The sequence below is a fragment of the Brevibacterium sp. CT2-23B genome, assembly GCF_013168765.1.
Taxonomy (GTDB): domain Bacteria; phylum Actinomycetota; class Actinomycetes; order Actinomycetales; family Brevibacteriaceae; genus Brevibacterium; species Brevibacterium sediminis.
In genome coordinates this window covers 37,078-61,752 of sequence record NZ_JABBYK010000003.1, presented here as the reverse complement: position 1 = coordinate 61,752, position 24,675 = coordinate 37,078, and the positions used below count along the sequence as shown (strand labels likewise).

Sequence of the window (24,675 nt, the reverse complement as noted above, 5' to 3'; positions counted from 1 at the left end):
GTGCGCCGAGGAAGGAACAAGCAGTGAGAGTCCTCTTCCAAGGAGCCGGCGCCATCGGCATCGCCGGGGCCGCGCTCTTCACCGATGGCCATGAGGTCGCCGTCGTCTCCCGCACCGCTGGTCCCAATGGGCGGGCGGCCTTTCCGCGGCGCGTGAGCACCTTCGACCCGACCGATCCCGGCGGGGTGGGAGGTGGACACGGCAGCTGCAGGCAAGGAGGTGGGCGAGCCGGAGGCAACAACAGGGGAGCAACCGGGGGAGAAACCGGGGGAGGAACCGGGCGAGAAAACGAGCGAGAAACCGAGGGAGCTGAAGGCAGACAAGCGAGCGCGGGCAGTGGCTGGTCGGTGACTCGCGTAGCTGCGACTCGACGGGTGACGATCTCAGACTGGGCTGCTGCCGCAGATGGGAGCTGGGACCTCATCGTGCTCACGACTCGGCCGGATGATCTCGATGCAGAGGTGGTCTCGGCGATTCGGGACATCTCGCCCGCGTTCATTGCGACGACGAGCCAGGTCGAGGGAGACCTCGATCGAGCACGAGCAGTCTTCCCCGGCACTCAAGCAGTCATATTCGGACCCGCGTTCCTGTCCGAGCGACTAGACCCAGGCGCGCCGGCTGAGGTTGTGCGCGCTGAGGGCAGCCGTGCCGGGGATGCCGACGGAGGTGTGCGCACATCCGGTGGTCACGGCAGTGGAGCCGACAGGGAGGCCGAACCCGGGCATGAAGTGACGTTCTGGGCACCTGCGGGTGCGCCCCGGTTCTTCGTCGCAGGACCGTCGACCGCGGTGCGTGCGCTTGTCAGCAGGCTGGGTCGACTCGTACTGCCGGTGCCGATGGAGGCCGTGCTTCTGCCGCCGGCGGTGTTCATTCCCTTCGTCGCCGAACTCAGCGTCCGCAACGGCAGCTGGGTCGCACTGAAATCACACCTTGACCGCCCTGCGAAGGCTGCGAGCGAGGCCGTGCGGACCCGCCTCGGGGTGCAGGTTCCCGTGTTCGGTTCCGCCGCGCACGTCGTGCTCGAAGCAGTCGAGAGGATCGTGCCGATCGACGTGACGAACTATGCGGGCAGGCACTTTGCCCGGCACGTGGGCCAGTCGCGGGACATGCTCGCCGGCTGGGCGGAATCGGCAGATCCAGCCCACGCCCTGCGGGAGCTCGTTGCTGCATTGGACGCACTTGACGATTGAGGCTCGACGAGTTCAGATGCCCGCATTGGACGAAGGCTGCGACTGAGCAACCGGCCGCGAGGGAGATCGCAACGGTCCGGCCGCTGGAGATTGCCGCGGTCCGGGGGTGGGGGACTGCTGCGGTCCGGGCACGGAAGCCGACAGCCGCCTCGGTGGCGGTGAACGGCGGGCTCAGACCTTCGCGTTCGGGTGACGCTTCGTGACGATGAGGCCGATGAGGTAGAGCGCGACGACGAAGATGAGTGTGCCGACGATCTGGAAGCGCACGGATTCGACGGTCAGGCCGAGTCCGATGATCACAGCGATTCCGGCCAGGGTGACATACGACAGCCATGGGTAGCCCCACATGCGCAGCGGCAGGGACTGGCCAGCCGCCTCGGCGCGACGACGCAGAACGATCTGCGATACGAGGGTGGCGACCCAGGTGACGATGAGCGTGGAGCCGACGATGTTGAGCAGGACCCCGAGGACCTCGGCGGCCCAGAAATAGTTGAGCGCGACGGCGACGAAGCCGAACGCCGAGGTGGCCAGCACCGCTGCCACTGGCACACCGCGGCGATTGGTCCGGCCGAGCCCGCGCGGCAGCATGGACCGCTGCGACATCGAGAACGACATCCGGGACGCTCCGTAGATGTTCGCGTTCATCGACGACAGCAGCGCGATGACGATGACCGCGGCGAGCAGCGAGGCGATGAATGGCAGTCCCGCGGTCTCGAGAACGGCCACGAAGGGGGACTCCGCCAGGCGGTCGTCCGTCCACGGCAGGACGAGGACGATGATCGCCACCGACCCGATGTAGAGGAACAGGATGCGCCACACGATCGTCTTGATCGCCTGGGAGACGCTGCGCTCGGGATTCGCGGTCTCGGCCGCGGCGACCGCAACGATCTCGATGCCGCCGAAGGCGAACGCGACGACGAGCAGGCCCGCGGCGATGCCGGAGATGCCGGTGGGCATGAACCCGTCGGCGAAGATCTGCGCGGGCGGGTCGGCCGGGGTCCACCCGAACAGGTATGCGGCACCGAGGACGACGAAGAGGACGACGAAGGCGACCTTGATGAGTGAGAACCAGAACTCGAACTCACCGAAGCTGCCCGAAGTGGTGAGGTTGATGGCCGTGAAGACGAGCATGATCGCCAAGGCGATGACCCACTGGGGGACTGCCGGAATATAGGAAGCAGCGATCTGCGCGGCGGCGGTGGCCTCGGCGGCGACGACGAGGCACAGCTGGACCCACCACAGAGCACCGACAGCGAAGGCCGCGGCCGGACCCATGGCCTTGCCCGCATAGTGCGAGAACGCACCCGGATTCGGGTCGGCGGCGACGAGTTCGCCCAGCGCCCGCATGACGAAAATGACGATGAGACCCGCGACGACGTAGGAGATGAGCACGGCGGGACCGGCCGCCTGCACTCCGGCGCCGGAGCCGACGAAGAGACCGGCGCCGATCGCCGAGCCGAGGCTCATCATCACCAGGTGGCGGGGCTTCATCCCCACCTTGAGGCCGTTGGACGAGGTATCAGAAGAACCCGAGGCCGAGGCGGACGCTGACTCGGCGGGCTGCGAAGACTGTGATTCAGGCACCCGACGAGTCTATCCGGCAGAGGCGGAATGCGCAGACGCGGGTCGCGAACCCGTGTGGGTCGCGACCCGCGTCTGCGAGTTGCGCTGGTCGGTCACGGCCTGACCGCAGGCAGGTCGGCTATGCGATCTGCGTCTTAGTCGGCGAGCGGTCTGAGCCCGGCCTGCGGCGGCTCAGTGTCCGCGTTTGATCCAGTCCTCGAGGGCCGGGCTCTCCGCGCCGATCGACGTGGAATCGCCGTGCCCGGTGAGCACGACGGTCGCCTCGGGCAGCGGGAAGAGCACGTCGCGGATCGATTCGATGATGGTCTCGAAGCTCGAATGCGACCGTCCCGTGGCTCCGGGGCCGCCGTTGAACAGGGTGTCTCCGGAGAACAGCACCGGACCGACGGCCCGACCGGCACCGGCCGATGCCGGAGCCGGCAGACCAGTCTCGACGAAGAAGCACGTCGAACCAGGGGAGTGGCCGGGAGTGTGCAGGGCCTTGAGCTTGATTCCGCCGACGGTCCATGTGTCGCCGTGGGCGATCTGTCCGTCGGGACGGTAGTTCTCAAAGGTCATATCCCACAGCACATAGTCATCGGGATTGAGGTACACGGTGGGGTTGCCCACCCGTTGTGCGAAGTCGCGGACGACGCGCACATGATCGTCGTGACCGTGCGTGAGCAGGATGGCCTTGACGTCTCTGGATCCGACCGCCTCGGCGATCGCATCGACATCATGGGCCGGGTCGATGACGATGACCTCGGAATCGTCGCCGATGATCCACACGTTGTTGTCGACGTCGTGCGTCTCTCCATCCAGGGAGAACGTGCCAGACGTGACGAGATGCTCAATAGCTGTCATTACAGTTCCACCACCGATCGTAGGACTTGGCCCTTGGCCATCTTCTCAAAAGCGGATTCGACATCGCCGATGCCGATGCGTTCGGACACGAACTTCTCGAGCGGGAAACGTCCCTGCTGGTAGAGGTCGACGAGCATCGGGAAGTCGCGGTCGGGCAGGCAATCACCGTACCAGGAGGACTTGAGCTTGCCGCCGCGGCCGAACACATCGAGCAGCGGAACCGTGAGCTCCATTTCCGGAGTCGGCACACCGACGAGAACGACGGTGCCTGCGAGGTCGCGGCCGTAGAAGGCCTGCCGCCAGGTGGCGGGAAGTCCGACGGCGTCGATGACGACATCGGCGCCGAAGCCTCCGGTGCGCTCCTGGATCGCCGCGACGACCTCGTCCTCGCTCATGCCCTTCGTCGACACCGTGTGCGTGGCACCGAAGTCGCTGGCCCAGGACAGCTTCTTCTCATCGATGTCGAGGGCGATGATCGTGTTCGCCCCGGCCAGAGCCGAACCGGCGATCGCCGCGCAGCCGACACCGCCGGCGCCGATCACGGCGACGGTCTTGCCGCGGGTGACCTCACCAGTATTGATGGCAGCCCCGATACCGGCCATCATTCCGCAGCCGAGCAGCCCCACGACTGCCGGGTCCGCTTCGGGCACCTTCGTGCACTGACCCGCGGCGACGAGTGTCTTCTCGGCGAAGGATCCGATGCCCAGAGCGGCTTCGAGCTCGGTGCCGTCGGGCAGGGTCATCTTCTGTGAGGCATTGTGGGTGTCGAAGCAGTACCAGGGTTCGCCGCGCTTGCAGGCACGGCAGTCGCCGCAGATGGCGCGCCAGTTGAGGATGACGAAATCCCCGACCGCGACCTCGGTGACTCCTTCGCCGATCTCGGAGACGACTCCGGCGGACTCGTGGCCGAGCAGGAACGGGTAGTCGTCGCTGATCCCGCCCTCGCGGTAGTGGAAGTCCGTGTGGCAGACGCCGCACGACTTCACATCGACGACGACCTCGCCCGGGCCCGGATCCGGGATGACGATGTCGGTGAGTTCGACCGGGGCTCCCTTGCTGCGGGAGATGACGCCCTTGACGGTCTGTGGCATTGCGTCTCCTAAATGTCTTCGGTGACGGGTGTCCGCGGATGGGAACACCCGAAGTGGACTGAGCCTACCCCGGAATGGGGTGCTCACAGCCCCCACCCTAACCAAGCACGCTGACGTCGACCAGGTCGGTCCGGAAATCAGTGCACTTACGTGCGCTGACATGGTTCAGAGAGGGCGGAACCGTCCGTCGGGCAGCCTCGATCGGTCGTCGGTCTCGTGCACTCTGAGGGGCATGCGGAGCGGAAGTCGGCGCTGTTGCGTCCGGCGGTTCGTCCCTGGCGGAACGGGGATCGCAGGCGGTGGGCGGAGCCGCGATCCGAGGCGACGGCCAGAGTGGTGAATACGTCTCACATTGTGGTTTATCATTGACCGGTAAACTCAATCCCAGTGATCCGCGTCACCTTCGGCGGTGCGGTTCTCACTGCCATACTGCAAAGGAGGAGTCATGGCAGGCGAATGGAAACGCACGAAGTCCATCGAGCAGAGCATCCGTGACACTCAAGACCCCGAACATCAGCTGAAGAAGAACCTCGGCGCACTCGACCTCGTCATCTTCGGCGTGGGCGTCTGCATCGGCGCCGGCATCTTCGTCCTCACCGGGCACGCCGCCGCGACGAACGCCGGGCCGGGCATCGCGCTGTCCTTCCTCATCGCCGGCGTCGCCTGTGGCCTTGCGGCGCTGTGCTACGCCGAATTCGCATCGACGGTGCCGGTTGCCGGCAGCGCCTACACGTTCACCTTCGCGACCATGGGCGAACTGTTGGCTTGGATCATCGGTTGGGATCTCATCCTCGAATTCACCGTCGGGTCGGCAGCGCTCGCGACCTCATTCAGTCAGTACCTCGCGGTAGTCCTCGAGAGCACGCCGTTCGCCATCCCCGATGCCATCGCCACGGCCGAGGGCGGCTGGATCAACCTGCCCGCGGGGCTGCTTGTACTGGGTCTGACGATCGTTCTGGTCACCGGCATCAAGCTGTCGAGCCGGATCAACATCATCGTCACCTTCCTCAAGGTCCTCGTCGTCCTCGCCGTCATCATCGTCGGGCTCTTCTTCGTCAAGGTCTCGAACTGGGTGCCGTTCATCCCGCCGGCGGAAGAGCCTGCCGACACCGGCGGATCGATGATGCACCTGCCTGTCGTTCAAGGGCTCTTCGGACTCGACCCGAGCGTCTTCGGCATCGGAGGCATCTTCGCAGCAGCAGCCATGGTGTTCTTCGCGTTCATCGGCTTCGACGTCGTTGCCACCACAGCAGAGGAGACGAAGAATCCGCAGCGAAACCTGCCTATCGGCATCTTCGGCTCCCTGGCTATCGTCACCGGACTCTACATCGCCGTCTCCCTGGTGATCACCGGTATGCAGAACTACAAGGACATCGACCCCGAAGACGGTGCCCCGCTGGCGACCGCGTTCGTCAATGCGGGTCTTCCCCTGATGGGCAACCTCATTGCGATCGGAGCCTGCATCGGCCTCATCGTCGTGTGCATGATCCTCTTCATGGGGCAGACGCGCGTCGGCTTCTCCATGGCTCGCGATGGCCTGCTGCCGCAGTGGCTGGCGAAGACCAACCCGAAGTTCGGCACTCCGTACCGGTTCACGATCATCACCGGCGTGATCATCGCGGTCATCGCCGCGTTCGTGCCCCTGTCGACGCTCGCCGAGCTCGTCAACATCGGCACGCTCTCGGCCTTCGTGCTTGTTTCGATCGGTGTCATCGTGCTGCGTCGGACCCGTCCCGAGCTCGAGCGCCCGTTCAAGGTTCCGTTCGTCCCGGTGCTGCCGATCGTCTCCGCGATCGTCTGCTTCTATCTCATGCTCAATCTCAACATGGACACGTGGATCCGCTTCCTCGTGTGGCTGGTCATCGGCCTCGTCGTGTATTTCGCCTATTCGCGGAAGCACAGTCGACTCAACCGGCCCGCCGAGGTGGCCGAAGCGTAACCGCGGCACCGTCGCCGGGATGACCGCAAGGTCACGCCGGCCTCGCCGAGGCGGCCGTGACCACGGCCCGGCCGCCTCGGCGAGGGAAATACACATGAGCACGAGGAAGGCGGTCCGATCCCTGTCATCGGGGATCGGACCGCCTTCGTCGTCTCATGCCGTCGGAGTGGGCGCGGTGCTCACTCCTCGTCGGGGTGCTTGCGCAGGTGCATGATCGCGGCGCCGAGTCCGCCCCATACGGTGACCATGGCGATGACCATCATGATGATTGCTGAGGTACCCATTTCAGGCTCCCTTGGTTTCGTTGCGGAGATTCTCTTCGGCTGCGGAATCGGCGATCGCCGCCTCCGCCTCGTCGATCGTCTGCTTCGGCCACTTGATGAGCGTGAGGACGATCGCTGCCACGACGAGCAGGCCGATCATGCCCCAGCCCATAACCCCGGTGATCAGGGTCGGGTAGTCCTCGTATCCCTCGGTGGCGTAGGTGATGATCTGATGGATGAGCATATAGGCGAGCACCAGCGTGGTCACTCCGCCGAGGATGATCATCCAGAACCAGCCGACCTTGAAGCTCGAGATCGCGTTGAGGTGATCGCGCAGGACCGGCAGCTTCCGCAGCGCCCATCCGATCACAATGAGGCCGACGACGGCGCCGCCGACGATGCCGATGTTGTTGGCCCAGGCATCGATCGTGTCGAGCACGTAGAGTCCGGTGACGGTGGGCAGGAGCAGGATCGAGATGATTGCCATCACACCGCCGACCAGGATGATCGATGCCTTGTTCCCCAACCTGAACTTCTCACGCAGCGCCTGGATCGGCACTTGGACGATCGAGACGAGCGAGGTCAGGCCGGCGAAGACGAGGCAGGCGAAGAACGCGAAGCCGAACAGTCCGCCGCCGGGCATCTCGGAGATGAGTGTGGGGAAGGCCATGAACGCCAGGCCGATGCCGGAGTCCGCGACCTCGGAGACCTGAGTGCCCTGTGCTGCTGCCATGAATCCGAGAGCGGCGAAGACACCGACGCCGGCGAGGATCTCGAACGCGGAGTTCGAGAAGCCGACGACGAGGCCGGAGCCGGTGAGGTTCGTCTTCTTCTTCAAGTACGAGGCGTAGGTGATCATGATGCCGAAGCCGATGGACAGTGAGAAGAAGATCTGCCCGTATGCCGCGATCCACACATTCGGATCAGTCAGAGCTGCGAAGTCGGGCGTGAAGAGGGCGTTGAGGCCCTCGGCTGCGCCGGGCAGGAACAGTGCCCTGACGACGAGTGCGAGGAACAGAATCACCAGCAGCGGAATGAAGATCTTCGAGAATCCGGCGATGCCGTTCTGCACACCCAGAAGCAGAATGCCCAGGGTGATGATCCAGACGATGATGATCGGGATGAGCACCGCGGGCACGAACTCCATCGAGATTCCCGGGTCGGAGAGGTTGAGGAAGTCGGACTGGAAGAAGGTGGCCGCATCGTCTCCCCAGGCCTGGTTGAGGGAGAAGAACATGTAGCAGCCGGCCCAGCCGATGATGGCTGCGTAGTAGATGCCGATGACGAAGGCTACTCCGGTCTGGAACCAGCCGATGGGTTCGGCGACCTTCGACGCCATGCGGAACGAGAGCGGCGCCGAGCCGCGTGAACGGTGCCCCATGGCGTAGTCGAAGAACAGCAGCGGGATGCCCGCTGTCAGGAGTGCGACGAGGTAGGGGATGATGAAGGCGCCGCCGCCGTTGTCGTAGGTGACATAGGGGAAGCGCCAGATGTTGCCGAGGCCGACGGCCGAACCGATGGCAGCGAAGATGAACGCGCCGCGGGTGGCGAAGACCTCCCTCTGGGGTGATGTCTTGAGAGACATGGTGTCCTTTCTGTGGCGGTCCCGGGGATTCGTGACCGAGTCAGCCCACGCAGTCTCGTCCGTGAGACGGTCGGGCTCGTTCGAAGTCCGCTATGCGAGAAGGTCTCTCGCCTCGGTCTTCATTTCTTGCGTCCACTTTACTGGGAACTTGCTGAGTGATGTGCCACGCATCACGTGAGCCGCGTAACAGTCGTGTATCGAATATCGGGAAACGGGGAAATCAGCCAGGCCCGGTAGACTTGTGGGCGTGACTATCTCGCTCTATAACACCGCCAGCCGCACGACCGAAGAACTGCGCCCCGTCAACGACGGTCAGGTCGGTATCTACGTCTGTGGCGCCACGGTGCAGGGCGAGCCGCACATCGGCCACCTGCGGTCGGCCTCGGTGTTCGACACGCTGCGCCGCTGGCTGCTCTACAGCGGCTACCGGGTGACCGTGATCCGCAACGTCACCGACATCGACGACAAGATCCTGTCGAAGTCCGTCGAAGAGGGGCGGGAGTGGTTCGCTCACGCGTACAAGTACGAACGCGCCTTCACCGCAGCCTACGACGCGCTCGACGTTCTGCCGCCGAGCAGCGAACCGCGCGCAACCGGGCACATCACGGAGATGATCGAACTCATCTCCCGCCTCATCGAAGCCGGTCATGCCTACCCCGCGCTCGACGGCAGCGCCGATGTCTACTTCGACGCCGCCTCGTGGAGCGACTACGGGGCACTGACGAACCAGAGACTCGACGACATGGAACTGTCGGAGGGCGCTGAGCTGCGCGGGAAGAAGGACGCCCGAGACTTCGCCCTGTGGAAGGCGCACAAGGACTCCGAGCCGATCACCGCCTCCTGGCCCTCACCGTGGGGTCGGGGCCGACCGGGTTGGCACATCGAGTGCTCGGCCATGTCGACGAAGTACCTGGGGTCGAACTTCGACATCCACGGCGGCGGACTCGACCTGCGTTTCCCGCATCATGAGAACGAGCTGGCGCAGTCCCGTGCCGCCGGGGACCAGTTCGCGAACATCTGGATGCATTCCGGCCTGCTCAACGTGGGCGGGGACAAGATGTCGAAGTCTCTGGGCAATTCGGTCTTCGCCTCCGACCTGTTCGACACGTTCAGCCCGCTGGCCGTGCGCTACTTCCTCACCGGTGCCAGCTACCGGTCGATCCTCGACTTCTCGAACGAGGCGATGGAACGCTCCGCGGCCTCGCTCGAACGGCTGCAGAACTTCCTCCAGCGCGCCCGCCAGACGCTCGGTGCGGACGCGCCGGCGCTGCCGGACGTCAGCGACGCCTACGGTTCACGCAGCGTCGACGTGCCCGCCGAATTCGCCGCCGCCCTCGACGACGACCTCGGTGTGCCTCGTGCCCTGTCCGTGGTCTTCGCCTCTGTGAGCGAAGGGGCGAAGCTCCTCGACTCCGGCGGTAACCGGGAAGGCCTGACGCGGATCGTCGCCGAGGTGGAGCTCATGCTGGACATCCTCGGTGTCAATCCCAGCGCTGAGGTCTGGGCCGGTTCGGCGGCCGATGCCAAGGCGGAGTCGGCGCTCGACTCCCTCGTGGCCACCATGGCCGAGCGACGGGCCGAGGCGAAAGCGGAGAAGGACTTCGCCACCGCGGATGCTCTGCGGGACGAACTGGCCGCGGCCGGCGTCGTCATCGAGGACACGTCCGACGGCTACCGCTACCACCTCGGCGAGGGCTGAGGGCGACGAATTTCGGCCACGGGCACGAGCTCGCGGCCCCAACGTATTTGAAGGAATCAGATGGCTTCCAATCCCCGCTCCGGCGGTTCGAAGAAGGGTCCGACCAAGGGGTCGGGCGGTAAGAACAAGCGCGGCCTGCGCGGCAAGGGACCGACGCCGAAAGCCGAGGACCGCGTCTACCATAAGGCGCACAAGGCCGCGCAGCAGCGCAAGAGCTCGAACGCCTCGGCGCAGGCGAAGCGGAAGAAGAAGGAACTCGGACCGAATATGGTCGCCGGGCGCAATTCGGTCCTCGAAGCTCTGCGCGAGGGCGTTCCGGCCACCGCGATGTACGTCTCCGGACGCATCGACTCCGACGATCGGGTCCGCGAGTCCATCACTCTCGCGACTCAGCGCGGCATCTCGATGCTCGAAGCGAGCAAGCCCGACCTCGACCGGCTCACCGATGACGCGATACACCAGGGCATCGCCCTGCAGGTCCCGCCCTACGACTACGCCGATCCCTCCGATCTGCTCGAGTTCGCGGCCGAACGCGCCGAAACGCCGCTGCTCGTGGCCCTCGACGGGATCACGGATCCGCGCAACCTCGGTGCCATCGTCCGGTCGACGGCGGCCTTCGGCGGTCACGGAGTGATCATCCCCGAACGTCGCGCCGCCTCGATGACGGCCGCGGCCTGGAAGACCTCGGCCGGCGCCGCATCGCGAATCCGCGTGGCACAGGTGGTCAACCTGGCCAGGGCGATCGACGAGCTGAAGAAGCAGAATGTCTTCGTCGTCGGCCTCGACATGGACGGTGACGTCGAGCTGCCCGAGCTGACCTTCACCCGCGACCCGCTGTGCATCGTCGTCGGTTCCGAAGGCAAGGGGCTGTCGCGGCTCATCGCGGAGAAGTGCGATCAGATCGTGTCGATCCCGATAGCCGCGACCACCGAGTCGCTCAATGCGGGCATCGCCGCTGCCGTGTCCCTCTACGAGGTGGCAAGAGCCCGCCGCCCCTGACCCCTCTTACTACCTGACGGCGGCCCAGCAACCTCGCGCGAGGTTGCTGGGCCGCCGTCAGGTAGCAATTAGAGGGAGGTGCGGTAGGTCTGCTCGTCCAATGCCCCGACTCTTGAGTGGCGGCGGCTGTAGGTGAAGTAGACGATCGCGCCGACGGCCATCCACGCTCCGAAGACGATCCATGTCCGCCCGCCGAGGTTGACCATGAGGAACGCACACGCCACGGCTCCCAGCGCGGGCACGACCGGCCCGAACGGAACCTTGAATGAGCGCTCGAGGTCGGGGCGTTTGAACCGCAGGTAGATGACGGCGATGTTGACGAGGCAGAACGCGAACAGGGTGCCGATGCTCGTGGCGTCGGCGAGTTCGCCGAGCGGAATGAACGCCGCCGTGATGGCCACGAGGCCGCCGACGATGAGAGTGCCGACCAACGGAGTGCCGGTGCGCTGGGAGACGCGGCCGAAGATCTTCGGCACCATTCCGTCCCTGGCCATCGTCAGCAGGATCCGCGACTGACCGTAGAGCACGGTGATGACGACGGAGAAGATCGCGAGCACCGCGGCCACCGCGAAAAGCAGCACCGCGATATTCGACCCGGTGATCTCCTCGACGATCTGGACCAGCGGGGCGTGAGCGCCGTCGAACCACTGCCACTGCCGTGCACCGATCGCTGCGACGGCGACGAGGACATACATCGAGGTGACGATGAGCATCGAGAAGATGATCGCCCGCGGCAGATCCCGGCGCGGATTCTTCGCTTCCTCACCGGCCGTGGACGCAGCATCGAAGCCGATATAGGAGAAGAACACGCTGGATGCGGCCGCAGTGACTCCGGCGGCACCCATCGGCAGCATCGGCGCGAAGTTGCCGGCCTTGAACGCGGTGAACGCGACGATGGCGAAGAAGACGAGGATGCCGATCTTGACGAACACGAGAATGGTGTTGACGACACCGGATTCGCGGGCGCCGCGCATCAGCAGTACGGTCGCCAAGGCCACGACGATGAGGGCAGAGACATTAATGACGCCGCCGGGATAGTCCGCCACTCCGGGCCCCGCGGTCAGCGATGCGGGCAGCTCGAGGCCGAAGACGCGCAGGGTCTCGTTGACGTAGTCGGCGGCGCCGACAGCGACCGCCGCGACCGAGACCGCGTATTCGAGGACGAGGCACCAGCCGCAGACCCAGGCGACGCCCTCACCCAGGGTGGCGTAGGAATACGAGTAGCTCGACCCGGACACCGGCACCATTCCGGCCATCTCGGCATAGCTGACCGCCGACAGCAGCGCGGTGATTCCGGCGAGGACGAAAGCGAGCCACACTGCGGGGCCGGCCACAGGGACGGCTTCGCCGAGGATGACGAGGATTCCCGTGCCCAAAGTGGCGCCGACGCTGATCATCGTCAGCTGGAAGACGCCGAAGGTCCGCCGCAGCCCACCCTGCTGCGCGGTCTGCGCATCGGTGTGGGCCTCGGCGGTCATGGCGCTGATCGACTTGCGTCGCCCCAGCTGCCGCAGCACTCCTGTGGGAGTGTGCGCCGGCGGGGTGGGCGGAGTGTGCGAAACGGTCATTTGAATATTCTTGCATAATCATGAATATTGTCTCGCCGGACCCCCGCGTGGTCACTGGTCACTCCGCCCGGCAGCGTCGCGGATCTCACACGTCGGGGGTGAACCGGCCGTCCTGCGCCATCCAGCCGCCGTCGACGAGCTGCGAGTGCCCGGTGACATAGCTCGAGGCGTCCGAGGCGAGGAACAGAACGGGACCGGCGATCTCGTGCAGGCGACCCCAGCGGCCCAGGGCGGTCTTGTCCGCATACGCGTCCCACCACTTGCCGTCGGCCTTGATCTGCTGGGTCAGGGGAGTGTCGAAGGGGCCGGGCAGGATCGCATTGACGCGCACGCCCTTGCCTCCGAGCTCGCTGGCCATTGTCTTCGTCAGTTGGACGACACCGGCTTTCGCTGCCGCATAGATTCCCTGGCCGGGTTCGATGGCCAGCGCCCGGAATGAGGCGTAGGTGACGATCGATCCGCGACCCCGCTCACCCATCTCACGGCCGAAACCGCGCATCAGCCGGTACGTGCCCTTGAGGTTGATGTCGATGACCCGGTCGAACTCGTCATCGGTGGTGTCGACGAGGCGTTTGCGCACGTTCGCTCCCGGTGTGATGACGAGGATCTCGGCATCGGCCCAGGCGTCCACGAGGGCATCGACGGAGGCCGTGTCCGTGATATCGACGGCTGCAGCCGTGGCCGTTCCGTCCGTTCCCGGCGCGGCCGATCCGTCCGATGCCGTACCCTGCGCCGTGGAGTGGGCGGCTGACCCGCTCCCGCGAGCGGCGATGAGGGCGGCGGTCTCCTCGGCGCCGGCGAGGTTGAGGTCGGCGACGACGACGTGCGCCCCCGCATCGGCGAGCCCGATCGCGCTGGCCTGTCCCAGTCCGGAGCCGGCCCCGACGACGACGGCCGTGCGCCCGCTGAGGTCGAACAGGGACGGGATCGACGGGTTGTTCTCGTTCGTGGGCATCGGCTCGTTCGTCGACATCGGGAATCCTTCCGGGCGGGGTTCGGTTCCGGAGCGACACCGATGTCGCTCCGTGGACTTCAAAGGTATGCCCGCCGAGGCGGTCCCGCCGTTCCCGTTTCACCTTGTGGAACATCGGCTGAGGTCAGGACCGCCTCGGGGAGGGGGTCAGAATTTCTTGCTGTCGACGTAGCGGATCTCGTCGGGGAGGTTCGCCAGGTAGTCGACGATGAAGTAGGCGATGGCCTCCATCGTGGGGATGTCGCGCTGACGGGCGCGCGCCATGGTGCGGCGGTGCTCGGCGAATTCGTAGAAGATCTGCCCGGGTTCGAGCTTGCGGGTGAGGTTCTCCGGGATCGCCTGGATGAGGGGTTTGTACACCTCGTCGAGCCAGCGGCGGGCGGCTTGGGATTCGTCGAGTTCGTCGAATTCGGCGATCTCGGGAGCCGAACGGAACGAATCGAGGTCGTTGAGCATCGCTCGGGCCTGGTTTTCGTTCGCGCCGATCCCGGTCAGGCGCAGCAGACGCCGTGAGTGGTGGTTGGGTTCGACGACCTTCGGGGACACGAGGAGGCTGATGCCGTCGAGATCCGTCGTCACGGTCAGTTCGCCGAGGTCGAAGCCCAGGTCGTTGAGGCGGCGGATGCGTTCGTCGATGCGCCAGCGTTCGTTGACGCTGAATTCCTCGACCCGGGTCAGCTCCGCCCACAGCGCGTTGTACGACTCGCAGAGCCGTTCACCGGCCGCCAGCGGATCGGTCTCGGGAGCGACGAGTCCCGCGGCCTGCAGGTCGAGGAAGTCCCCGGCGATGTTCATCCGCGCGATCCGCAGGTCCATGTTCCGCTGCCCGTCGGAGAGCTGGTCGTGCAGCTCGCCGGTCTCGGCGTCGACGACATAGGCGGCGTAGGCATCGGCATCGCGGCGGAAGAGCGTGTTCGACAGGGACACGTCTCCCCAGTAGAAGCCGACGAGGTGGAGGCGGACGAGCAGAACAGCCAGAGCGTCGACGAGGCGGCCGCCGGTGTCCTCGGCCAGGTCACGGGAAAACAGTGCACGGTAGGGCAGAGAGAACTCGAGATAGGCGGTGATGAGAGCGCCCTTGAGTGCCTGGCCCGATGCGGTCCTGCGCCCTCCGACGACGGCGCGGGCCTCGACGAGGGGGACGTCGAGGTTGCCGAGCGCACCGAGGATGTCGAACTCACGCGTGGCCTGCGCATCGTCGGTCTCCTTGATCGCGAGGACTTCGTCTCCGATCTCGACATAGCGTACGACGTGGCGGGAGATTCCGCGGGGCAGACCGCCGAGGAGCTTCTCCGGCCACTCGGCCAGGGGCAGGTGCCAGGGGAGCTCGGCCAGGGCCGCATGATCGGCGTTCCGGACAGTGTGGATCTCCGGTGAGGGAGCCGCAGCGCCGACCGATGCCGCGACGCCGACAGATGCGGCTGCGTCGACCGATGCGGTTGCGTCGATCGGCGTCGTCGCCGACGGTGAGGCCTGTGCTGACGGGTCCGGCGGGGGCAGGGTTCCCGGCACGGCTCAGGAGTCCGTGTCGGACACCGAGGCCACGAGCGCCTCGGCGAGGTCGGGTGTCTCCACGCCGATGAGCCGTCCGCGATCGAGGAAGGCGATCCGGTCGCCGAGGACCTTCGCATCCTCGAGATCGGAAGTGGCGTAGATCGTCGTCAGCCCGAATTCCTGCTGCAGCTGCTTGATGAGAGCAAGGGTCTCAGCCTGCTGCTCGGGGACGAGATTGACCACGGGCTCGTCCATGATGAGCACCTTGGGTCGGCGCACCACGGCACGCGCCAGGGCCACGGTCTGGCGCTGCAGCTGGGTGAGGTCTCCGGGAACCGAATCGAGGATGTCGCTCAGCCCGATCTTGTCCATCACGGATTCGACGCGTTCGGTGATCTCGTCGGCGGGCAGGCCGTCGACGCGCAGCGCAAAGCCGAGATTGTCGCGCACGCTCATATGCGGGTAGAGCGCGTAGCTCTCCAGGGCCAGGGTGACATCGCGGTCGTTGACGGCCGCGTGGGTGATATCCGCGCCGTCGATGAGGATCGTGCCGGACTTCGGGGTCTCAAGTCCGTGCAGCATTCGCAGGATCGTCGACTTGCCCGACCCGCTGGGTCCGTAGAGGACGAGGAACTCTCCGTCATCGACGAAGAGATTGAACGGGTGGACGGATTCGGACGTCGTGTTCTCGTAGACATGACTGAGGCCATTCAACGACACCGTTGACATAAGTCCTCCTAAAACTTCTGAATAACTCCGTGAGCAGCTGGTCGTCGGTGACCCGGCAGGGATGCTCAGTCACTCTCATCCTAAGGGGTGGATGGTTGGGGTGCTCTGTGAATTCGACAAAGCGTAGAGTGATTCTCAGCACGATGGCTGTGCGCCGACGCATACCGCGGCGTCCACCCCGCCCGATGCGCCGACGCAGACCGCGGCGCGAAAGTAGACTGATTCGTATGAAGGTCACGTTGGACGAGGTCGCCGCCAGGGCCGGAGTCTCTCTGGCCACGGTCTCCCGGGTGCTCGGTCGCCGCGGTGCCGTCGCCGAGTCGACCCGGGCGAAGGTGCTGGAGGCGATGAGCGAGCTCGGCTATTCGCGCTCGACCCTGCTCCATGATGCGCCGAGGCGGCTCGTGGCCGTCAGCGCTCCCGGCAATCCCGAACATTGGCAGGTCCAGGTCTGCACCCGCGTGGCCAAGGCCCTGCAAGATCATGAGCTCCTCGTCACCCGCCCGCTCGTCGAAACCGACCCGGAACCGCTGCAGACCGCAATCGAGGCGGGCGCAGTGGCCCTGGTGACCACGACGATGACGAGTCTGAATACGGAGATCCCCTGCATCCGCGTCGCCGAACAGTCCGCCACCGAGGAGGTCTCCGAAGCCGGTACGGAGGTCATCGCCGCGCGCCTCGACCTCGGCGGTGGGATGACCACGGCCTTCGAGCATCTGCGGGCTATCGGCCATCGGAGGATCGGGCTGATCTGCAACGACAGCGGTGAACTGGCCGTCCAACTCATCCGCCGCTTCCTCGCCGAACATCCGGCCAGAAATCTCGGGCTCAACCTCGAGGACTGGATCTCACGGGTGCCGAAGTCGTTCTCCGGCGGATCGCGTGCGGTGCTCGAACTCAAGGATGCGACCTGCACAGCGGTGATCGTCCAGTCCGCGCTGCAGCTGCACGGAGCCCTCCACGGTCTGCGGAACCGGCATCTGCAGGTGCCGCGGGACATGTCGGTCGTCGGATTCGGCGATTCCCCGACGATGAAGTTCACGGGCCCGCCGGCCACGGTGCTCGGCCTCGACGTCGAGGGGCTGTCGAATGCCCTCATCGATGCGACGCTGCAGACCCTGCGGATCTCGACGACGGGTCTGCCTTCGGTGCCTCCGGTGTTCCGTCCTCGACTCGTCGCCCGAACCTCGACGACGGCGGCCCGCCAATGAGCGAACACCTGCCCGAGCACCGGCACGTCCGTCTCGCCGAGATCGCCGGTACTGCCGGAGTCTCGAAAGCCACCGCCTCACGAGCTCTGCGCGATCCCGAATCGGTGTCGGCCGCCTCGTCGGCGAAGGTGCGGCAGGCTCTGGCGATCCTCGGCGCTGCCGGCCAGACTCCGTACGCCGAATCCGGCACACGGGAAGGATCCGGTGCTGGGGCTGGATCGGGTGCCGGCTCGTCGCTCATCGCGCTCATCAAACCCGCAGTGTCAGCAGGCAACGTGGACCCGTATTCGCGGCTTGCGGAGATCCTGACGAACCGGATGTTCGGACTCGGCATCGCCGTCGTCCACATCGAGGCCATCGCCGAACGAAATGAGGCCCTCCTCGAGACGATCCTCGGCAGTGAACACGGCGGGCCCACGATCTCCGGAGCCGTCGTCGTCGGCGGCGGTGCCGCTGGTGTGCTTGCGGGGATGCTCGCCGAACGTGGGCTGCCGCTCATCCGCATTTCGAATGCCCGCCACGACGACGGGATCTCGCGCATCTACCTCGACGCGACAGGAGGAATCGAGACCGCCGTGGCCCACCTGGTCCACCTCGGCCACAAACGCATCGGGCTCGCCGTGCTGCGCGATTCGGCTGCCCCGGCCCGCATCGCCGGCTTCCGCAGATCGATGGCAGGGATCCTCCACATTCCCGCCACCCGTGATCAGGCCCCCGTCGTCGAGGCTGCCGGCGGAGCCATGGCCGGAGTCGCAGCCGCCGAGGAGCTGCTCGACCTGCGCTGCACCGCCGTCATCGCCTGCGCCCCGTCCCTGTCCTTCGGCATGCTCGAGGCCGCCCAACGGCTGCGACTCGACGTTCCCAGGGACCTGTCCCTGCTCACGGTCGGCGACGTCCCCGACGCCGATGTCGTCCAACCGCCCCTGTCGCAGGTCGTCTACGACTGGGCGACCGTGGCGCAGTCGGCGATCGACGAGATCCGCGCGATGATCGCCGCCGGTGACGCGCGCGTACATGTCGACTACACGGTCGACCCGGACCTCGTCCTCCGGGCCAGCGCCGTGCCCCCGCAGCGCCGCTGATCTCGGGTTTCGATCACAATCATCCTCGCCGAGGCGGTCCTGCCGTGATGTGGATCCGAACGGTGAGTCGGATCGACCGGAGTGCGCCGAGGCGGTCCGATGCCGGTCGCGAACCGGATCATCCTCGGCGAGGCGGCTCGACCTCAGTCGTGGACGGTGCGGAGGAATTCCGTGCGTTCGGCAACGAGGCGGCCGAGCAGTTCGGCCACGGCTGCAGGATCGGCGATCCGCCATGAAGCGCGAGTCGGGGCGGACCCGACTTTGACGGTGAGACCAGCGTTCAGAGCGCGGGAGTCCGTGAGTCCGTCGAGGGCCGCGAAGGCGTCCTCATCGGTGACATCGTCGCCGAGGTAGCCCATTGCCGTCGGTTCGCCGGCACGGGCGAGCAGCCGGATGCCGTCGCCTTTCGTCGCCTGTTTGACGGCGAGTTCGGTGATGTCGTGGCCTTCGATGACACGGATGTCCGGGAACTCCTCGACCACGTCGAGGGCGTGTTCATGGAGGGCCGCGGCGGCCTCGGGGGCGAGTCCGCGAGTGTGGACCGTCCGCGAATAGGGTTTGCGCTCGATGAGGAAATCCGAGGGGCCGTCGGCATGGCCCGAGTCGCTCGCGCCAATCGTTGCGGCCGAACCCGTCGTCGCGGCCGCACCTGTGGTCGCCGCGGCCGAACCGGGGCGTTCATCAGCGCCCGGAAGAGTGTGTTCGAACGCGTCGAGGTGAGTGTCGATGGCGGCGAGCATCTCCGCCTCGGCCGGAGCGAGCTCGGGGGACCGGCCCATTGCGGTGTCGGGATTGCGATCAGCGTCGGTGCCGAGCTCGGCCTCTGCGCCGTGCGAACCGATCAGCCACGCCGAGTCCGGCGCCTCGGACAGGCGTCGCAGGGTGGCGATATCGCGTCCGGACACCAGCGCCACCCGAGTGCGCGGCAGACCGGCAAGCGCCGCGATGGCCGAGGCCGATTCGGGGACCATCCGGGACGTCGAGGGATCGTCCTGAAGAGGTGCGAGCACCCCATCGAAATCCAGGGCCAGCAGCAACGAATCGGCGGTGGCGAGATCGCGCAGGGCCACCTCGGCGGGGGCGGAGGGGGCAGGACCGAGCACGGTCGGCTTCGATGTCACTGTTCTTCTCCTAGCGGGCGGTGGAGATATCGTCTGTCCACTCGGCATCATCGGGTCTGTCGGCGCGATCTGATGGGGCCGCCGGCACATCCGGCGGCGGTGCGGTCCGGTTCTTCTGCACCACGGGCCGTTCGGGGACGATGACCTCGGGATTGTCCTTGATGTGCTCGAGTTCGGCGAGGAAGTTCTTCGACCACCGGCTCACGGTGTCCGTGGCGACCCTCTTGCGCATCTGCTTCATCCGGCGGGTGCGAGTCCTCTCGTCCATCTGCACGGCTTCGAGGATGCCCGCCTTGAGGTCGGCGATGTCGTGGGGATTGACCATCACCGCGCCCTTGAGCTGTTCGGCAGCCCCGGTGAATTCGGAGAGCACGAGGGCTCCGTCGTCTCGCCTTCGGCACGCCACATATTCCTTGGCAACGAGATTCATTCCGTCCCGCAGAGCGGTCACAAGCATGACATCGGCGGCGAGGAAGAACGCTGTCATCTCGTCGCGCGGATAGGAATGGTGGAGGTAGCGCACGGGAATCGATCCGACATCGACCTGCTCACCGTTGATCCGCCCGACGGCCAGTTCGACGTCGTGGCGGATGATCTTGTACTGCTCGAGCCGCTCCCGCGATGGTGTCGCGATCTGAATGAGCACGACATCCTCGACATCGAGTCGGCCCTCGGCGAGCAGCTCCCCGAACGCCTTGAGCCGGTGGCGGATGCCCTTCGTATAGTCCATCCGATCGACGCCGAGCATGACCACCCGAGGATTGCCGACCTCCTCGCGGATCTGTTTCGCCCTCTCGACGATCTTCGGATCGCGGGCGAGCTCCTCGAGATAAGGGGTGTCGATCGAGATCGGGAACGGCTCGGCGCGGACGAGGTGGGCCGGGAGGAAGTCACCCGGCGGAACCGAGACGGTCGACCCCTTCGTCGCGTATCCCAGACGCCCGCGGACGGCACGGCGGAAGTTCGCTGCGTCCGCCGGCCGTTGGAACCCGATGAGGTCGGCGCCGAGGAGCCCGCGGAGGATCTCGTCGCGCCACGGCAGCTGAGCGAAGAGCTCGTAGGGCGGGAAGGGAATGTGGTTGAAGAACCCGATCGCGAGGTCAGGGCGCAGACGTCGGACCATCTGCGGAACCAACTGGAGCTGATAATCGTGAACCCACACGGTCGCGGACTGCGCAGCCACCTCGGCGACCTTGGCCGCGAAGCGCTCATTGACCCGCACATACGCGTCCCACCAGGTGCGGTGGTACTCGGGAGGGACGATGACATCGTGATAGAGCGGCCACAGTGTGGCGTTGGAAAACCCTTCGTAGTACCTGAGGACATCCTCACTTGTCAGAGTCACCGGGGTCAGGTGCATGCCGTCGATGGTGAAGGGTTCGAAATCCTCGTCGGCGACGCCCGTCCACCCGATCCACGCCCCCTCCTGGGCCTTCATCACTGGAGCCACTGCAGTGACCAAACCCCCAGGTGAGGTGCGCCATCCGCGATTCTCGTCGTCAGGATCGCGGTCGACGGGCAGGCGGTTTGCCACGACGACGAAATCGCTGTCGCCGTAGGGGATCTCGGTGCTGGGCTCGGCAGAGTCGACGGTGCTCATCTGCGCCTCCTCCTGTGTCGGTCCTTGGAATGAACTGTACTCGCTCGACTAGGCTTGGCCAGGTGATGGATCAGGAACTGGGAGGCTACCGCCTCATCGAGGAGCTCGGCTCGGGCGGCATGGGTGTCGTCTACCTCGGTGTCGACGGCGGAAACAACCCGGTCGCGGTCAAGGTCCTCCATCCGCATATCGCCAATGACGAGACCGCCAGGAAGCGTCTGGCCCGCGAAACCCGCACCCTGCGCCGGATCCGCCATCCCCGCATCGCCGAGGTGCTCGACGCCGAACTCGATTCCGCGCAGCCGTTCATCATCACCGAATTCGTCGACGGGCAGACCCTGTCCGATGATGTCCGCGACAACGGCCCCTTCGCCGAGGATGAGCTCGTCCACTTCGGCCACGCCCTCCTCGACGCTCTCAACGCCGTCCACGATGCCGGCGTCATCCACCGCGACCTCAAACCCGCCAATGTGATGATCATGGACGGTGAGCCGATGGTCATCGACTTCGGCATCGCCCAGGTCGCCGACGAAGTGCGCGTGACCGCCACCGGGCTGGTCATGGGCACCCCCGGCTATCTCTCCCCGGAGATCGCCGACGGCAAGACGTCGAGTGAGAAGACCGACTGGTGGGGATGGGCCGCGACCATGGCGTTCGCCGCCACCGGCCGCAACCCCTATGGCTCCGGACCCTTGGAAGCCGTGCTCGGTCGTGTGGCCATGGGCAAATTCGACCTCGACGGGGCGCCGAAGAACTTCGCTCCGCTCATCTCCGCCTGCCTCGACCCGAAACCCGAACGTCGTCCGTCGGGGCAGATGATCCTCGACGCTCTCGTCGACATCGAGTCCGGGCGGATGCCGCAGCTCGGTTCCGGTCCCAGCGGCGGGGCCAGCTCGGGTGGCCCGCAGCGGACATCGAGCGGCACCGCGGTCATGCCTGCCGTCGACGACGGCGGCAGCGGTCACGGCGGTGCCGGTCTTGGTGGTGCCGGTCTTGGCGGTGCCGGGGCCGCGGGGGCAGCGCTCGGGGGTGCGGCCGGGTACGGCGGCTCTGCTGGTCAGGGTGGTCAGCGGGGAGACTTTGCGGGCACGGGGTACCCGGGAGCCGGCCCTTCCGGCAGCGGGCAGCCGCAGTACCCCGGATCCAGCCGACCGACCAATCATGCCGGGTCCGGTCATGGTGTCGGGTCCAACCAGGGAGCGGGCTACGGTCCCGGGCAGATGCACGGGCAGCCGCCGCACCAGGCGACCGCACCGCCGATCAGCAACCCCAACGGCGGCATCCAAGCGGGCCCGGGCTCCCCGATGGCAGGTGCTGACCTCGGCCGTTCCGGCTTCGTCCAACCCGGTCACGGACAGAACCTCGTCGGACCGAACGGTCCCGGCGGACAGCATGGCCAGGTTGCCCAGGGACAGTGGGGAGACCAGTCCGGTCCCGGCGGCCAGCACGTGGGGCCCGGCGGCCAGCCGACGCAGCAGGGCGGTCAGCAGATGCAGCCCGGCGGTCAGCCGTGGACGCCGATGGGGTACCGACGAGTGCAGTCGGGCGGCTGGGTCGTCTTCGGACTCGTCGCCCTGGCCGTCGCCGTCATGCCGCTCGGCCCGCTGGTCGTCAGCGTCGTTGCGCTGATCTGGTCGGTGCTCGCCCGCACCGGCACACGTCTGGACCGGAAGGTCCAGCGGTACCGGTTCGACCGCGGAACGGATTCGGGCGGATTCTTCCGAGCGCTCGCCTCGGCGCCGGGGGCCGTGCTGGCCTCGATCCTGACCTCGGTGGCCTCGCTCATCCTGCCGGCGATCGCGGCCGCCGCCGCGCTCGTGCTCACCCGGCTCGACATCGCCGGGATCGTGCCCAGCGGGTCGTCCGAACAATGGTCGGTGTGGGCGGCCGGCGCCGCGGGTTCGCTGGTGCTGTGGGTCGGGCCGGGAGCCTCGAGCCTGCGCTTCGGCTCACGTCTGCTCGTCTCTGGAGCCACTCGAAATCAGCTCGGCCGCCTCATCGCCTTGGCGGTGATCGCGCTGCTCGTCATCCTCGCCGTCATGGTCATCCAGTCGGGGGCGGCCATGTCCTGGTGGCCGCTGACGATCAACCCCTTCGACTACCTGCCCGGACCGGTGTGAGCAGGTCGGACTGACTGTTCGGTCTGGTGCGGGTCGGTTGGCCGGTCGTGGGCGGGTTGGTCCGGCGCGGGCGGGAATGTGAGAGTGCACCTGGGTGATCGTGCGCCAGGGCGCCTGGGCGGTCGTGCGCCTGGGCACGTGGGCACCTGGGCACTGTTCAACCGTGTGATCGCGCGATTCGATCCGTACTGATAGCCGGAAGAGCCCGAGGTAGTTGAACGTTGTAGTTGAACCTTGAATGTTTCTGGGAGTCGGCGCAGCACCTGTTTCGGTACAGTGGTGCCGTCGGGTCGCGGAAGCCGTCCCGCACCGTTCGGGCCTCAGGCCGCACCGATGTCAGACGATCCAACGTGAGGAACAATGGCGAAGAACAACTCCGCGGACGACAAGCGGAACCGCGCACGCGAGAACGCCCGCCAGATCGCGGCGAATCAGGCGAAGAAGGAGAAGACGGCGAAGACGATCCTGTACACCGGGATCGCAGTGGTCGTCGTCGCCGTGCTCGCCGTGGTCGGTGTGCTCGTATTCCAGCAGAGCAAGCCCGCTGTCAGCCCCTCGAACTATGTCTCCGACGGAATCACCGTGGGCAAGGACAACACGCTCGTGCAGCCGCTGAAGATGCCCGAAGGCGAGGAATCGGATCTGCCGGCTCCGACCGAGGAGGGTGCGAAGAAGGGTGCCGCCACGGTCACCGTCTACCTCGACTTCCAGTGCCCCGGGTGCAAGGCCTTCGAGGAAGGCAATGCGAGTATGCTGCGTAAGCTCGCCAATGAGGGGTCGATCGTCGTCAACTACAAGCCGGTGTCGTTCCTCGACCGCATGTCCAGCGGCAACGAGTACTCCACCCGCGCCGCCAACCTCGCCGCCTGTGTCGTCGACAGCCAGCCCGAGGTCGCCATGGACCTGTTCGACGCACTCTACGCTCAGCAGCCGGAGGAAGGCAGCGAGGGCCGCACCGATGAGGAGCTGCTCAAGGTGGCCGAGGACGCCGGCGTCGACACCTCGAAGAAGCTCAAGGCCGATCCCGAGCAGACCGTGAAGTCCTGCGTCACGGACCGCACCTTCGACAAGTTCGTCGAACAGTCGAGCCAGACCGCTCTGGACGACGGTGTCGAAGCCACCCCGTGGGTGCTCATCAACGGCAAGCGCACCGACAAGACCAGCGACTCGCAGGCTCTGGCCACCGAGATCCTCAAGGCCACCGGAGAGTTCAAGGGCTGAGTCCCTGAGGACCTGATCGGTTCCTGTCCGAGGCTGGACCGGACATCGTCCGGGGCAGCGCTCGGTCCGGCAGTGCACGAATGAAGGCCGGACCCCGCCGAGGTGGGGCCCGGCCTTCGTCGTCCCCGCGGTTTTGTGGCCGGACCCGGCCATGGACTACTATCGTGTAGGCGCGCACGCTCGGTGCGCACCACGCCTCCTTAGCTCAGTTGGTAGAGCACCGCTCTTGTAAAGCGAAGGTCGTCAGTTCGAGTCTGACAGGGGGCTCCACTCGGGAAAGCCCCGCGAACCGCTAGAACTAGCGGAACGCGGGGCTTCTTCATACCCGGGCCGTGCCGTGGCTGGGATCTGCGCTGCTGCGGG

General features: G+C 66.2%; 19 protein-coding genes and 1 tRNA gene. 9 read left to right on the top strand and 11 right to left on the bottom strand.

Annotated elements, in window-relative coordinates; all coding sequences use genetic code 11:
• The first annotated feature begins 23 nt into the window (after positions 1 to 23).
• Positions 24 to 1,190 (top strand): hypothetical protein, encoded by a 1,167-nt coding sequence (locus tag HIM68_RS08880; RefSeq protein WP_172171515.1) that lies wholly within the window; start codon positions 24 to 26, stop codon positions 1,188 to 1,190.
• A gap of 171 nt (positions 1,191 to 1,361) precedes the next feature.
• Here the strand turns inward: HIM68_RS08880 and HIM68_RS08875 are convergent, their stop codons facing one another.
• From HIM68_RS08875 to HIM68_RS08865, 3 genes are all read right to left on the bottom strand, one after another.
• Positions 1,362 to 2,774: an amino acid permease gene (locus HIM68_RS08875; RefSeq protein ID WP_367647484.1), complete on the bottom strand. Its 1,413-nt coding sequence runs from the start codon at positions 2,772 to 2,774 to the stop codon at positions 1,362 to 1,364.
• Between the two features lie 171 nt (positions 2,775 to 2,945).
• On the bottom strand, positions 2,946 to 3,617 hold the full coding sequence (locus HIM68_RS08870; protein ID WP_172171513.1) for an MBL fold metallo-hydrolase: 672 nt from the start codon (positions 3,615 to 3,617) through the stop codon (positions 2,946 to 2,948).
• A complete protein-coding gene (locus HIM68_RS08865) occupies positions 3,617 to 4,708 on the bottom strand; it encodes an S-(hydroxymethyl)mycothiol dehydrogenase (RefSeq protein WP_172171511.1) in 1,092 nt (363 codons plus the stop codon). The genes HIM68_RS08870 and HIM68_RS08865 overlap by 1 nt, the downstream gene beginning before the upstream one ends.
• Positions 4,709 to 5,153: 445 nt before the next feature.
• Here HIM68_RS08865 and HIM68_RS08860 point away from each other — a divergent pair, with 445 nt between their 5' ends.
• Positions 5,154 to 6,647 (top strand): amino acid permease, encoded by a 1,494-nt coding sequence (locus HIM68_RS08860; RefSeq protein ID WP_139468129.1) that lies wholly within the window; start codon positions 5,154 to 5,156, stop codon positions 6,645 to 6,647.
• Positions 6,648 to 6,826: 179 nt separating this feature from the next.
• On the opposite strand, the gene HIM68_RS08855 is transcribed toward HIM68_RS08860, so the two are convergent.
• Both HIM68_RS08855 and HIM68_RS08850 read right to left on the bottom strand, forming a co-directional pair.
• Positions 6,827 to 6,931 carry a methionine/alanine import family NSS transporter small subunit gene (locus HIM68_RS08855; RefSeq protein WP_139468130.1) on the bottom strand — a complete coding sequence of 35 codons (105 nt, stop codon included), beginning with the start codon at positions 6,929 to 6,931 and terminating at the stop codon, positions 6,827 to 6,829.
• A gap of 1 nt (position 6,932) precedes the next feature.
• Entirely contained in the window at positions 6,933 to 8,495 is a 1,563-nt protein-coding gene (locus tag HIM68_RS08850) for a sodium-dependent transporter (RefSeq protein ID WP_139909077.1), read from the bottom strand.
• 247 nt (positions 8,496 to 8,742) lie between these two features.
• Here HIM68_RS08850 and cysS point away from each other — a divergent pair, with 247 nt between their 5' ends.
• Both cysS and rlmB read left to right on the top strand, forming a co-directional pair.
• Entirely contained in the window at positions 8,743 to 10,194 is a 1,452-nt protein-coding gene (gene cysS / locus HIM68_RS08845; RefSeq protein WP_172171509.1) for a cysteine--tRNA ligase, read from the top strand.
• Between the two features lie 60 nt (positions 10,195 to 10,254).
• Entirely contained in the window at positions 10,255 to 11,193 is a 939-nt protein-coding gene (gene rlmB, locus HIM68_RS08840; RefSeq protein ID WP_139468133.1) for a 23S rRNA (guanosine(2251)-2'-O)-methyltransferase RlmB, read from the top strand.
• Between the two features lie 68 nt (positions 11,194 to 11,261).
• On the opposite strand, the gene HIM68_RS08835 is transcribed toward rlmB, so the two are convergent.
• The 4 genes from HIM68_RS08835 to HIM68_RS08820 all read right to left on the bottom strand — a co-directional run bounded on the left by HIM68_RS08835 (position 11,262) and on the right by HIM68_RS08820 (position 15,957).
• Entirely contained in the window at positions 11,262 to 12,761 is a 1,500-nt protein-coding gene (locus HIM68_RS08835; protein ID WP_172171507.1) for an amino acid permease, read from the bottom strand.
• Positions 12,762 to 12,846: 85 nt separating this feature from the next.
• Positions 12,847 to 13,734, bottom strand: a complete 888-nt coding sequence (locus HIM68_RS08830) for an SDR family NAD(P)-dependent oxidoreductase (protein ID WP_253903866.1) — start codon at positions 13,732 to 13,734, stop codon at positions 12,847 to 12,849.
• A 147-nt stretch (positions 13,735 to 13,881) separates the two neighbouring features.
• Positions 13,882 to 15,246, bottom strand: a complete 1,365-nt coding sequence (locus HIM68_RS08825; protein ID WP_367647483.1) for a DUF4032 domain-containing protein — start codon at positions 15,244 to 15,246, stop codon at positions 13,882 to 13,884.
• Between the two features lie 3 nt (positions 15,247 to 15,249).
• Complete coding sequence (locus tag HIM68_RS08820) at positions 15,250 to 15,957, bottom strand: ABC transporter ATP-binding protein (protein WP_229663984.1); 708 nt, start codon at positions 15,955 to 15,957, stop codon at positions 15,250 to 15,252.
• Between the two features lie 227 nt (positions 15,958 to 16,184).
• Between HIM68_RS08820 and HIM68_RS08815 the strand changes: the two genes are divergently transcribed.
• Positions 16,185 to 17,168: a LacI family DNA-binding transcriptional regulator gene (locus HIM68_RS08815; protein ID WP_172171505.1), complete on the top strand. Its 984-nt coding sequence runs from the start codon at positions 16,185 to 16,187 to the stop codon at positions 17,166 to 17,168.
• The gene (locus HIM68_RS08810) at positions 17,165 to 18,250 is read left to right on the top strand and encodes a LacI family DNA-binding transcriptional regulator (RefSeq protein WP_139909074.1); all 1,086 of its coding nucleotides are present in this window, start codon (positions 17,165 to 17,167) and stop codon (positions 18,248 to 18,250) included. Before HIM68_RS08815 ends, HIM68_RS08810 begins: the two co-directional genes overlap by 4 nt.
• Positions 18,251 to 18,393: 143 nt before the next feature.
• Here the strand turns inward: HIM68_RS08810 and HIM68_RS08805 are convergent, their stop codons facing one another.
• Both HIM68_RS08805 and HIM68_RS08800 read right to left on the bottom strand, forming a co-directional pair.
• Positions 18,394 to 19,371 carry a trehalose-phosphatase gene (locus HIM68_RS08805; RefSeq protein ID WP_172171503.1) on the bottom strand — a complete coding sequence of 326 codons (978 nt, stop codon included), beginning with the start codon at positions 19,369 to 19,371 and terminating at the stop codon, positions 18,394 to 18,396.
• A gap of 10 nt (positions 19,372 to 19,381) precedes the next feature.
• Entirely contained in the window at positions 19,382 to 20,971 is a 1,590-nt protein-coding gene (locus tag HIM68_RS08800; RefSeq protein ID WP_139468138.1) for a trehalose-6-phosphate synthase, read from the bottom strand.
• A 65-nt stretch (positions 20,972 to 21,036) separates the two neighbouring features.
• Here HIM68_RS08800 and HIM68_RS08795 point away from each other — a divergent pair, with 65 nt between their 5' ends.
• From HIM68_RS08795 to HIM68_RS08785, 3 genes are all read left to right on the top strand, one after another.
• The gene (locus HIM68_RS08795) at positions 21,037 to 23,091 is read left to right on the top strand and encodes a serine/threonine-protein kinase (RefSeq protein ID WP_172172101.1); all 2,055 of its coding nucleotides are present in this window, start codon (positions 21,037 to 21,039) and stop codon (positions 23,089 to 23,091) included.
• Between the two features lie 360 nt (positions 23,092 to 23,451).
• On the top strand, positions 23,452 to 24,312 hold the full coding sequence (locus HIM68_RS08790) for a thioredoxin domain-containing protein (RefSeq protein WP_172171501.1): 861 nt from the start codon (positions 23,452 to 23,454) through the stop codon (positions 24,310 to 24,312).
• Positions 24,313 to 24,506: 194 nt separating this feature from the next.
• Positions 24,507 to 24,582: transfer RNA gene (locus tag HIM68_RS08785), tRNA-Thr, on the top strand.
• Positions 24,583 to 24,675 lie beyond the last annotated feature (93 nt).